Genomic DNA, 12,616 nt, shown 5'->3' with positions numbered 1-12,616 from the left:
CAGCGAGTTCGGGCCGGAGCACGGGTTCAACCTCCCCACAGACAAGGTGTGTTCAGCCATGGCTGCTCATCGCGCACGTCGATGGTCCCTCGGAGGGCTGGCGTTGCTGCTCGCCACAGGCGTCGCCGGTGGCGTCCTCTTCACCACCACGGGTCCCGCCGTGAACCGGGCCCATGCCGCTTCCGCCGTGCAGACCTGGTCCGACGAATTCGACGGAGCCGCCGGAAGCGCGCCGAGCACCGCCAAGTGGACGCTGGAGACCGGTGGTTCGGGCAACGGCAATCACGAGCTGCAGTACTACACGAAGAGTCCGGACAACGCCGCCCTCGACGGCGACGGCCACCTGGTGATCACCGCGCGCAAGAACGGCGACAGCGGACTCCAGTGCTGGAACGGCACCTGCCAGTACACCTCGGCCCGGCTCAACACCGCACGGACCTTCACCCAGGCGTACGGGAGGTTCGAGGCGCGCATCAAGGTGCCGCGCGGGCAGGGTGTCTGGCCGGCCTTCTGGATGCTGGGCGACAACCTGGACAGCGCGGGCTGGCCGAACAGCGGCGAGATCGACGTCATGGAGAACGTCGGCAAGGAACCCGGCACCGTGCACGGCACCATCCACGGCCCGGGATACTCCGGCGCGGGCGGTATCGGTGCCGCGTACACCCTGCCCGGCGGCAAGGCCTTCGCGGACGACTTCCACGTCTTCGCCGTCGACTGGAGCCCCACAGCCATCACCTGGTCCGTGGACGGGCAGAAGTACGAGACCCGCACACCGGCCGACGTGAACGGCAACAAGTGGGTCTACGACCACCCGTTCTTCGCCATCCTGAACCTCGCCGTCGGGGGTGACTGGCCCGGCAGCCCGGATTCCGGCACGTCCTTCCCGCAGACCATGACCGTCGACTACGTACGGGTCACCAGCGCCGACACCGCCCAGCCCACCACCGGGACCGGCACCACAGGCGCCATCAAGGGCATCGGCGGCATGTGCGTCGACGTGGCGGGTGCCTCCAGCGCCGACGAGACGCCGATCCAGCTCCACGGCTGCAACGGGGCCGACGCCCAGAAGTGGACCGTGAGCGGCGACGGCACCGTACGAGCCCTGGGCAAGTGCCTCGACGTACGCGCCGCCTCCACGGACAACGGAGCGCCGGTTCAGCTCTACGGCTGCAACGGCACGAAGGCGCAGCAGTGGACCCTGACCTCCGCCGGCGATCTGACGAACACCGGCTCGGGCAAGTGCCTCGACGCCAAGGACGGCTCCTCGGCCGACGGCACCCGTCTGCAGATCTGGACCTGCGGCGGAACCGCCAACCAGAAGTGGACCCTCGGCTGACCCGCCGACCCCACGAGTTCCTCAGCCCTACCTCCCCCCACCGCCTCCCCGAGGCACAAGCACCAAGGAGCACACGTCACATGACGCCTCGTCACCAGCGCAACCTGTCCCGCCGCAAGGTGCTGTTCGCTCTCGGCGGCGCGGCCGTGGCCGCGCCCGCCATCGCGGCGATCGCGCCGTACGCCATGGCGGGAACGACGGACGCCGCCACCAAGGCGGCCGCGGGCTCGCTCCCGCTGACGATCGTCAACAACAGCGGCTCGTTCGGCAACCAGTCGGTGTACGTGTACATCGTCGGCAACCAGGACGGCCAGCAGGTCCGGGTCACCCAGGACGGCACCCTGGCGCCGATCGCGCTCTCGGACAACGGCGCGGACGGGTTCACCGACTACGCGCTCACGCTGGCCGGGAGCGGAGAGACGCAGCTCAGCCTCCCGTACATGTCCGGACGCATCTATGTGGCGCTGGGCGAGAAGCTGAAGTTCAAGGCGGTCAAGGACGGAAACGGCAACGCGGCCCTCCAGTACCCGGCCGGCTGGGTCACCTCCGACCCCAGCTTCAAGGTGCTGCACGACTGCGCCGAGTTCACGCACAACGCCGCCGGCATGTTCTGCAACACGACCATGGTCGACATGTTCAGCGTGCCCATGAGCATCCGGCTGAGCGGTGACAAGGTGCAGACCACCGGAACGGTCCGTGACGGCGGACGGGCCGCCGCCTTCGCCGCGGTGAAGCAGATCGAGGACTTCGCGCCCCTGGTGGTGGACGACCTCCGCGTCATCGCCCCCGGGCACGGCCTCGACTCCGGTCTGTTCGCCAAGGACTACTTCGCCCCGTACATCGACGAGGTGTGGAGCACGTACACGGGCAAGGACCTGACCGTCACCACCAACGCGGGCACGTTCACCGGCCGGGTGCGCGCGGACCGGTTCACGTTCGACGGACCCGCCTCCGTCTCGTTCGCCAAGCCCTCCACCCGTGACGTCCTCTTCTGCGACGGAACGCTGGCCGCCCCCAACGACGGCACGACCGGCCCGGTGGCCGCGGTGCTCGGGGCCGGGTTCAACCGCTCCACGCTGCTCAGCAACCCGGCCCAACCGACCACCTCTGCGGCCGACTTCTACCGGACCGACCTCACCAACCACTACTCCAAGGCCATTCACGCGGCCACCGAGGACGGCAAGGCCTACGGCTTCGCCTTCGACGACGTCGCCGACTTCGCCTCCTACATCCAGGACACCGCGCCCACGGCGATCCGCGTGACCCTGACGCCGTTCTAGGGTTCCGGCGCGCTGCCCGTCACGGGTGCTCGGGCAGCGCGCCGGAGCGACGGCCGCCGGCTCCCGGGTCGCGCGCCGCCGATGAGCGAATATGGTGGAACTCTGGCAAACCGGAATGTATAGGCGGGTAACGGTCTACGGAAGTGTCATGGATGCATCGCTGGGCGGACATGGCCGACCGGGGTCGGAGCTGGACGAGGCTGTGCTCGGGGCGCTCTTCTCCGAGTCGACCGTTGGCCTGCATGTCCTCGACACGCAGCTTCGCCTGGTGCGGTTCAACACGGCGGCCCGCTACGTCCAGGCGTTCGCCCTGGAGGAGGCACTGGGCCGGCACCCCAGGGAATGGGCCGGTGACTTCTACACGGGAAACTACGAGTCGACCGTGCTGGAGGTGCTGGACACCGGGGTGCCGGCGCTGGATGTCGAGGTGCGCGGCCATCTGAGGCCCGACCAGCCCGAGATCGTCCTGTCGGTCTCCTGCTTCCGGCTGGAGGACGCGGCCGGCGGCGTCCTCGGGCTGGCGACCGCGGTCGTGGACATCACCGAGCGCAAACGGGCGGCGGCGCGGCTCGCCCTGCTGGAGCGGGCGAGCGGGCGCATCGGTACGACGCTGGACATCTTCCGTACGGCGCAGGAGTTCGCCGACGAGGTGGTGCCCGCGCTCGCCGACACGGTGGTGATCGAGGTCCTGGACTCCGTCCTGCGGGGCGAGGTCTCCGCGCCGGGCACCGTCATGGAGTACGGGGCCCTGCGGTGCACGGGCCGTCGTTCCGTCGCTCCGGGCGCCGAGCAGTACCTTCCCTCCATCGGTGAGGCGATCGGCCTGTCGTCGGCGACCCCCTTCTCCCAGTGCCTGTCCGACCTCGCGCCCCGCAGGATCGAGCAGCTGAGCCCGGACGCGGACTGGCTGCGCAGGGAACCGGTACGGGGGCGCCGCATGATCGAAGGCGGGGCCCACTCGCTGCTCGTGCTGCCGCTGGCCGCCCGCGGTTCCGTGATCGGGGTGGCGCACTGCTACCGGGACCGCACGCCGCACGGCTTCGACGAGGGCGAACTCGCGCTCGCCGCCGAACTCGCCGATCGCGTGGCCCTGTGTCTGGACAACGCCCGGCTCTACACCAGGGAGCGATCCGCCGCCCGCATCCTCCAGCTCAGTCTCCGGCCGGCCCGGGTCCACGGCCATGCCGCGGTGGAGACCGCCTACAGCTACTGCCCGCTCGGCGCGGGCGGGGACTGGTTCGACGTGATCCCGCTGTCCGGAGCGAGGGTGGCCCTGGTGACGGGCGACACGGCGGGCCGGGGTCTGCGGGCCGCCGCCACGATGGGCGAGGTGAGGGCCGCGATCAGCGCGCTCGCCGTCCTCGACCTGGCTCCCGACGAGGTCCTGGAACGGCTGCACGCCCTGGTGACGCGCCTGCGCGGAGAACGGCCCGACCGGCTGGACCCCATGGCCGACGACGACGGCCCGGAGGACACCACCTGCCTCTACCTCGTCTACAGCCCCGTCACCCGCCGCTGCGCCGTCGCGAGTGCCGGGCATCCGCCTCCGGTGGTGGCCGTGCCCGACGGCACCGTCGAGTACGCCATGGTGCCCGCGGGACCGTCGCTCGGCCGTGGTCTGGCGAAGTACGGCACCGCCGAGTTCGAACTCGCCGAGGGCAGCATCCTCCTGCTGTCCAACACCGCCATGCTGCGTGCCGTCTCGGACGACCCCCAGGAGCAGTTGGCCCGCATCAGCGACGCGCTGCTGCCGGCCGACCGGCCGCTGCAGGAGATCTGCGACGAGGTGCTGTACCAGCTCACGCCGGAACAGGTGGAGAACGACGCCGTCCTGCTGCTGGCCCGTACCCGCGTCCTCGGACCGGCCCAGGTCGCGTCGTGGACGCTGCCCAACCACCCCGCGTCCGTGGCCGACGCGCGCGCCCGCACCGAGAGCGCGCTGGCGGACTGGGGCCTGGAGCAGCACGCCTTCACCACCACGCTGGTGGTCAGCGAACTCGTCACCAACGCGGTCCGGTACTCGGACGGTCCCATCGACGTGCGCCTCATCCTCGACGGGTCCGCGATCGTCTGCGAGGTGACCGACGACAGCAGTACCGCGCCCCACCTGCGGCACGCCGAGGAGGTCGACGAGGGCGGCCGGGGCCTGTACCTCACCTGGCAGGTCAGCCGGCGCTGGGGGACCCGGCCCGAGGCACGCGGCAAGACGATCTGGGCGGAGGTCGCCCTCTCCGAGGACGACTTCTGAGCGCGCGGACCACCGGCCGGCACCCGTGGCGACCGGCCGACCGAACGGCCCGCTCGGCCAGGTTACCCACGGTAGCGGCCGACCGGGTGGCCTGACACGGATCGCCCGCCCGGACGCCCCCGCCCCGCCGTGTCGTCCATCTCCGCCCGGACGGCCTTCGTTACGCTCGCAGCGCCAGACCGGGCCCGGACATTCGGAGGACAGGACGGCGGGGATCAATCGCGAGCGCCTCGTCAGAACGCTGACGTTCTGGCTGCGTCCCGCCTTCGCGTTGCGGGTCATCAACCGGTTCCAGAAGATCGTGGGCTTCGACCGCTCGATGGCCCTGGCATCCAGTGCGCTCACCGCGCTGATCCCGCTCACGATCCTCTGCGGCGCCGTGCTGAGCAGCTTCTCCGACTACGACGCCGCCGAGCGCATCATCCAGCGCTACGGACTCACCGGCCAGGGCGCCGAGGCGGTCAGGTCCCTGCTCGCCCCCGCCGAGGGCACCACCGCGAGCGTGGGTGTCTTCGGCGGCGTGTTCCTGATCATCTCCGTGCTGAGCTTCTCGCGCGCGGCGCAGCGACTGTTCGAGCAGACCTGGCAACTGGCCCCGCTCAGCGTCCGCAACACGAGGAACGGCCTGTGGTGGATCCTCGGGCTCGGCGGCTACGCGGCGGCCACCGGCTGGCTCCACGCGGTCCTCGGCGGGAGCAAGCTGGGGGTGGTGGCCTCGGTGTGCGAGATCCCGGTGAGTGTCGTCTTCCTCGTCTGGAGCGGCTGGGACCTGTCGGCGAAGCGGATCCCCTGGCGCGACCTGCTGCCGTTCGGCATCACGGCGGGGATCCTGACCGCGCTCTACTCGGTGGGCGCGACCGTCTACCTTCCGCGGCTGTTCAACTCCTACGCCGCACGCTACGGAGCCGTGGGCGCCGTCTTCGCGATGATCTCGGCGCTCTTCGCCGCCATGTTCGTCATCGTCGCGTCCGCGGCCCTCGGGCGCGAGATGCGCGACGAGTTCACCCGGATCCGAGGAGGCGACCGACCCTCCGACGACGAGGTCCGCCGTCAGTGGGACAGCGTGGTCGATCAGGCCCGGTCGCGCTGGCGGACCACCCGCGAACAAGTCTCCTCCCACCGCCGCACCAAGGACGCGAAGAAGCCGTAGGGCTCCTACGTCGCGCGGGCGACGAGCAGGGCGACGTCGTCGTGGTCGTCGGAGTTGCGCAGGCCGTACAGCAGGAGGTCGCAGATCTCCTCCAGCGGCCGACGGGGTTCGTCGAGGAAGGTGAGGAGCACGTTCAGACGGTCGTCGATGGGATGCAGCCGGGTCTCGACCAGACCGTCCGTGTAGAGGACCAGGACGTCGTCGGGTTCGAGTTCGACCTCGGTGGTCTCGAAGGGGACGCCGCCGACGCCGAGGGGGGCGCCCGACGGCAGGTCCAGCAGTCTGGGGGCGGCGTCGGGGCGGGCCAGCGCGGGCGGCATGTGTCCGGCGTTGGCGATGCGGCACTTCCTGCTGTGGGGGTCGTAGACGGCGTAGATACAGGTGACGATGTAGTGCTCCAGGTCGCACGTGATCTTGTCCAGGTGCTGGAGCACATCACCGGGGTCGAGGTCGAGGTCGGCGTAGGCACAGGTGGCGGTGCGCAGCCGGCCCATGGTGGCGGCCGCGTCGATGCCGTTGCCCATGACGTCACCGACCACCAGCGCGGTGCGGTCGCCGGCCAGCGGGATCACGTCGTACCAGTCGCCGCCGACCTCACTGGTGGCCTGCGCGGGCTGATAGCGGGAGGCCACCTCCAGACCGGTGAGATGCGGTGGATGCTCGGGCAGCAGGCTGCGCTGGAGGGTGACGGCCGTGTTGCGCACGCTCTGGAACCACCGGGCGTTGTCGATGGCCACGGCGGCACGGGCGGCCAGCTCGGTCGCCAGGACGACGTCGTCGTCGTCGAAAGGGAGCGGATTGCGGGTGCGCTTGAGGTCGAGCGCGCCGAGCACCTCACCGTGCGCGATCAGCGGAACCGCGAGATACGAGTGGACACCGGCCCGTGCCAGCAGCGCCGTCCCCTCGGCGTCGCGGGCGATGCGGGGCAGATCGTGTTCCCCGACGTGCCGCACCAGGACCGGCCTGCCGGTGTGGACGCACAGGGTCACCATCCGGTCACCGTCGTACGCCGCCAGGTCACCGGGCGGGTCGGCCGCGCGCAGCGCCACGGTGGGATGGGACGCCTTGAGCGCGAGCGCGCGGAAGAACTCCGGCCCGTTGTCCGGTCTGCGCTTGCGACGGCAGGACAGGACGGAGTCGAGGACGTCCACGGCGACCACGTCGGCCAGTTCGGGGGCCGCGATCTCGGCCAGTTCACGAGCGGTCTGCTCCACCTCCAGCGTGGTGCCGACCCGCGTGGAGGCGCTGGCGATGAGCGCGAGGCGCCGCCTTGCCCGGTCGGCCTCGGCGGCCGCGCGATGGCGCTCGGTGACGTCGACGACCGAGGCGGCCGCGCCCAGCACCCGCCCGCCCGCGTCCTCCAGCCGGTAGAAGGACAGCGACCAGGCATGCTCGTGCTCGGGATCGACCGGGGGACGGCCCACGTGGTACTGGTCGAGCAGGGGTGTGCCCGTGGTCAGCACCTGGCGCAGCGCGGACTCGACGGTGTCCACATCGGGAAAGGGCAGCGTCTCGCGCAGATGACGGCCGATGTGGTCCTCGGCCGGGATGCCGTCGATGCGCTCCAGCGCCGGGTTGACCATGAGATAGCGCAGGTCCGGGTCCATCAGGGCCAGACCTATCGGCGACTGGTTGATCAGTTGCTCGCACAGGGCCAGATCCGTCTCCACCCGCTGGAGCAGGGTGTGGTCCGCGGCGATACCGAGGGCGTAGACCTCCCCGCGGTCGTCCAGGAGCCGCATGTTGCGGAACTCCATCAGACGGGTGCTGCCGTCCTTGTGCCGGATCGGAAAGGCACCGGCCCAACTCCGCCCCGTCTGGAGCACGTCGGCGAACAGCTTGGTGACGGACTGCAGGTGCTCGGGGTGGATGATCAGGCGCGCCGCGTACTTGCCGAGAGCCTCCTCCGCCGAGTAGCCGATGAGCTCCTCGGCCTGCGGGGTCCAGAACACGATGCGCCCCTCGACGTCGAGGACCATCGCGCCGACGCTCAGCACGTCCAGCAGACCGGTCGGCCGGATGGGCCCCGGCTCGAAGCCTCCACGATCGGACTGCGGGGAATCGGCTGTCATCCCTGGCCCTCCTCCACCGGCCGGCGCGGTGTGCCGGGCTCCGTCGCCGACGTCACGCATCCGTGTGCCGACCCCGGCCCTTCCATGCTGCGCCCTGCCCCCGGCGATGCCCACTCCAGAGCAGCGCCTTGGCATGTTCAGGAGCAGACGTGGGACGCCGCGCGGTGCCGCTCCGGTGCGGTGTCCGGCGGTGCGGTCCGCCCCGGTCCCGTGATCGTCCGCCGGGCCGTGCACATCGGCCGGACAAGCAGGAACATGGTCGTGTAAAGGATGAGAGCTTCATGGATTCTGCGCAGGAAGGTTCCGACGCGCCCGCGTCCGATGGACCGGGCGATCCCTTCGACGCGTCCACGGACGCGGCGGCGGTGGTCTCCGGCGACGGCGTCGTGCTGAGCTGGACCAGGGGCGCCGAAGCACTCCTCGGCTACCCGGCGGCCGAGACGGTCGGCACCTCGGCCGCGCGTCTGCTGGCGCTGCCCAGGGACCCGCTCCGGGTGGCCGGTGTCGCGGCGCGGTGCCGTGCCGGCATGGGCTGGAGCGGCCTCATCCCCGTACGCCACCGCGACGGCCGGCGCATCGACGTGGACCTGCGCGTCTCCGCGTCCTTCCACATGGGCGAGAGCGAGTGCTTCCTGCTCTCGGCACGGAACCGGAGACGGCAGTGGACGGTGGGCCCGGACTTCATCGACGGATTCCTGACCCGCTCGCCCGTCGGCATGGCGGTGCTGGACCTCCAACTGCGCTACGTCTGGATGAACGACACCCTGGAACACCTGGGCGGTGTGCCCCGCGAGCAGCGGCTCGGGCGCCGGCTCCCCGAACTGCTGCCGGGGTTCCAGTCGGAGACCATCGAGGGACTGATGCACAAGGTCCTGGCGACCGGCGAGCCCGTGATCGACTACGAGTACCTGGGATGGAGCTGGGCCGACCCGCATCGCCGGCACGCCTATTCCACCTCGTTCTTCCCGCTGCTCGGCGTCGACAACTCCTACACCGGCGTGTGCTACATGGTCCTGGACGTCACCGAGCGGTGGAACGCCCGGCAGCTCCTGTCGCTGGTGAACGAAGCCGGGACCACCATCGGCAGGACCCTCGACGTCATGCGGACGGCACAGGAGCTCGCGGACTTCGCCGTGCCCCGCTTCGCGGACTTCGTCATCGTCGACCTCCTGGATTCCGTCCTGAGCACCGAGGGGCTCGGAGCCTGGCTGTCGGACGCCGGACCGGCCCCCGCCAAGCCGATGATGCGGCGCGCCGGCATGAGCTCCGTACGGGAGGGCTGCCCGGAGGCCGTGGCCCGCATCGGGGACCGGGCGGACTTCCTCCCGCCGCCCCACGACGTGCACCTGCTCACCAACGGCGAGCCGGTCCTCATCCAGGTCCTCGACCCGGACGACGACCTGTGGATCGCCGAGGAACCCGAGCGAGCGGAGAGCATCCGCCGGTACGGGCTGCACTCCCTCATCTCCGTGCCGATGCGGGCACGCAACACCGCCCTCGGCCTCACCACGTTCGTACGGTCCATCAATCCGGTCTCGTTCCAGCCGGACGACGTCCTGCTGGCACGCGAGGTGGTGGCACGCGCGGCGCTGTGCGTCGACAACGCCCGCCGCTACACCCGCGAACACACGGCCGCGGTCACCCTTCAGCGCAGTCTGCTGCCGCACGCCCTGACGGGCGGGACAGCCCTGGAGATCGCCTCCTCCTATCTGCCCGCGGACCCGAGCGGCGGGGTCGGCGGTGACTGGTTCGACGTCATCCCGCTGTCCGGTGCCCGCGTCGGCCTGGTCGTCGGCGACGTGGTCGGCCACGGCATCACCGCGGCCGCGACCATGGGCCGGCTGCGCACCGCGGTGCAGACCCTCGCCGACATGGAGATGCCCCCCGACGAACTGCTCGCCCACCTGGACGACCTCGTGCTCCGGCTGAGCGAGGAGCGCACCCACGAGCAGGAGGCCGACCGGAGCACGACCGCGTCCTTCCTCGGCGCGACCTGCCTGTACGCCGTCTACGACCCCGTCACCAGACGCTGCACGATGGCCCGGGCCGGACACCCGCCGCCCGTCGTCGTCGCCCCCGACGGACAGGTCACCTTTCCCGAGCTCCCCGCCGGCCCCCCGCTCGGGCTCGGCGGGATGGCGTTCGAGAGCCATGAGATCGAACTCGCCGAGAACAGCCTGATCGGTCTCTACACTGACGGTCTGGTCGAGGGCGGGCACTACGACATGGAGCTCGGCATGGCCCGGCTCGGGGAACTGCTCGCCCGGTCGGACCCCGACCTCGAAGCGCTGTGTGCCGACGTCGTACGGCAGCTCGTGCCCGTGCCCCAGCCCGACGACATCGCCCTGCTCCTGGCGCGCACGCACACCCTGGGAGAGGACCACGTCGTCTCGTGGGAGGTGCCCGTGGACCCGGCCGCCGTCTCCGACCTGCGGGCCCGTGCCACGAGCCTCGTCGAATCCTGGGGTCTCGGGGAACTGACCATGACGACCGAACTCATCGTGAGCGAACTGGTCACCAACGCGATCCGCTACGCCGAACCGCCCATTCGACTACGGCTGCTCTGCGACACCCGGCTGACCTGCGAGGTCTCCGACTCCAGCAGCACCGCCCCACGACTCAGGCACGCCCGCAGCACGGACGAGGGCGGTCGCGGCCTGTTCCTCGTGGCCCAGCTGTCCCATCGCTGGGGGGCTCGCCACACGGCGGAGGGAAAGGTCATCTGGGCCGAACAGGAGATTCCCTGAAGCCGGGATCGCCACCCTCGCCGCCGCACCAGGAGTGGTACGCGGCGACCGCGGTGGGCAGGGTGGGGAAGATCCGGTCCTCGCCGACGGACGCGCTCAGCCCGTACGCGTCCAGCTCGTCGCGCAGATCCTGCTTGACCCGGGCCATCGCGAACTCGATGCCCCGCCGGTTGAGTTCCTGGCGCAGCTCGTCCAGCGAGTCCAGCGCGGTGATGTCCACCTCCACGTTGGCCTCCGCGTTGAGGACGAACCACCGCACCGGGATCTCCTGTTCGGCCACCGCGCCCAGGGCACTGCGTCGGAAGTCCTCCGCGTTGGCGAAGAACAGCGGGGAGTCGTAGCGGTAGACCAGCAGACCGGGAATCACCCGGGCCTCGGGGAAGTCGTCGATGTCGTGCATGCCCGCCATGCCCGGCACCAGCCCCTGCACCGCGTCGTGCGGGCGCGCCACCCGGCTCAGCAACTCGGCCACCGACAGACCCACGGCCACCAGCACCCCGTAGAGGATGTCGAGCGCGAGGACTCCGACGAGGCAGCCGAGGGCCAGCAGGAGTTCCCGGGCCCGGAAGGACGCCAGCCGCCGGAAGCCCGCCAGGTCGATCATCCGGATCGCGGCGTACACGACCAGCGCCCCGAGGACCGCCATGGGGGTGTTGGTGAGCAGCGGACTCAGGAACAGCAGGACCGCCAGTACGGACACCCCGGCCGTGAGCCCGTACGCCTGGCTGTGCGCGCCGGTGGACTGCGCGAGTGCCGTACGGCTGGCGCTGCTGCTCACCGGGAACCCCTGAAGGGCGCCGGCGCCGAGGTTCACGGCGCCCAGGGCCAGCAACTCCTGGTTCGCGTCCAGCTCCGTACCGCCGTCGTCGGTCGTGAAGGCGCGCGCGGTCAGGATGAAGTCGGTGTAGCCCACCAGCAGGACACCGACGGCGGGCAGCAGCAGTTGGGGCAGGCTGCCCAGATCGGGCAGCCGCGGGCTGGGCAGCCCGGCCGGGATCTCCCCGATCACATCGAGGCCGTGGTCCTGCAGGTCGAACGCCGCGACCACGGCGGTGCCGAGGGCGAGCGCCAGCAGCGGCCCCGGGATGCTCCAGCGGAAACGCGTGGCCAGGTAGAGGAAGACCAACGTCACGGCACTGAAGATCACCGTGGTGGGATGCGCCTGGTCCAGGTTGCCGAAGAAGGACGCCAGTTTCGGGAAGAACTCCGAACCGTCCGTCGGGACACCGGTGAGTTTGGTGAGCTGATCCACCATCATGATCAGTGCCACGCCCGCCAGATACCCGATGAGCACGGGCCGGGAGAGCAGATCGGCCACGAACCCCAGCCGGGCGGCCCACGCCACGAGACACATCAGGCCCACCGCGACCGCGAGCGCCGAGGCCAGCACCGCGTAGCGCGCGGGGTCGCCGCCGGCGAGCGGCCCGACGACGGTCGCGGTCATCAGCGCCGTCGTCGACTCGGGCCCCACCGACAGCAGCCGGGACGAGCCCAGCAGGGCGTACAGCACGATGGCGGGCAGGATGGCCCACAGACCCACGACGGGCGGCAGTCCCGCGACACTGGCGTACGCCATGACCTGGGGCACCAGATAGGCCGCGACGGTGACCCCGGCCAGCAGGTCCCCGCGCAGCCAGTCCCGCCGGTATCCCCTGAGCACCGCGAGGCCGGGGACCCCCGGCACAGCACGGCGCCACCCTCCGCCTGGGGTGCCGGGGTGCTTCGACACGGCTGTCCTTCGGGTAGGTCCGCGCCCGACGGGCCACGGACACGGGCCCGCGCA

The 12,616-nt window shown here is 70.9% G+C and carries 7 protein-coding genes; 5 read left to right on the top strand and 2 right to left on the bottom strand.

The features are described from left to right. Positions 1–58: 58 nt before the first annotated feature. The 4 genes from OHT01_RS04250 (at position 59) to OHT01_RS04235 (ending at position 6,014) form a co-directional block, all read left to right on the top strand. On the top strand, positions 59–1,336 hold the full coding sequence (locus OHT01_RS04250; protein ID WP_328551755.1) for a family 16 glycosylhydrolase: 1,278 nt from the start codon (positions 59–61) through the stop codon (positions 1,334–1,336). Positions 1,337–1,416: 80 nt separating this feature from the next. Further along, the gene (locus tag OHT01_RS04245) at positions 1,417–2,616 is read left to right on the top strand and encodes a glycoside hydrolase family 64 protein (RefSeq protein WP_328551754.1); all 1,200 of its coding nucleotides are present in this window, start codon (positions 1,417–1,419) and stop codon (positions 2,614–2,616) included. Positions 2,617–2,764: 148 nt separating this feature from the next. Continuing rightward, on the top strand, positions 2,765–4,864 hold the full coding sequence (locus OHT01_RS04240; RefSeq protein ID WP_328551753.1) for a SpoIIE family protein phosphatase: 2,100 nt from the start codon (positions 2,765–2,767) through the stop codon (positions 4,862–4,864). Positions 4,865–5,135: 271 nt separating this feature from the next. Next, positions 5,136–6,014 (top strand): YhjD/YihY/BrkB family envelope integrity protein, encoded by an 879-nt coding sequence (locus tag OHT01_RS04235; protein WP_328551752.1) that lies wholly within the window; start codon positions 5,136–5,138, stop codon positions 6,012–6,014. 5 nt (positions 6,015–6,019) lie between these two features. Here OHT01_RS04235 and OHT01_RS04230 read toward each other — a convergent pair whose 3' ends face one another. Further along, positions 6,020–8,086, bottom strand: coding sequence for a SpoIIE family protein phosphatase (locus tag OHT01_RS04230; RefSeq protein ID WP_328551751.1), 2,067 nt, complete (start codon positions 8,084–8,086; stop codon positions 6,020–6,022). A gap of 281 nt (positions 8,087–8,367) precedes the next feature. Between OHT01_RS04230 and OHT01_RS04225 the strand changes: the two genes are divergently transcribed. Then, the gene (locus tag OHT01_RS04225; RefSeq protein ID WP_328551750.1) at positions 8,368–10,833 is read left to right on the top strand and encodes a SpoIIE family protein phosphatase; all 2,466 of its coding nucleotides are present in this window, start codon (positions 8,368–8,370) and stop codon (positions 10,831–10,833) included. Here OHT01_RS04225 and OHT01_RS04220 read toward each other — a convergent pair. After that, a complete protein-coding gene (locus OHT01_RS04220; protein WP_328551749.1) occupies positions 10,805–12,562 on the bottom strand; it encodes a SulP family inorganic anion transporter in 1,758 nt (585 codons plus the stop codon). The two genes, OHT01_RS04225 and OHT01_RS04220, sit on opposite strands and share 29 nt — an antisense overlap. Positions 12,563–12,616: the final 54 nt, after the last annotated feature.

Source organism: Streptomyces sp. NBC_00358, assembly GCF_036099295.1.
Taxonomy (GTDB): Bacteria; Actinomycetota; Actinomycetes; order Streptomycetales; family Streptomycetaceae; genus Streptomyces.
The sequence above is the reverse complement of the archived record's forward strand: the minus strand, read 5'-3'. Positions and strand labels throughout refer to the sequence as shown.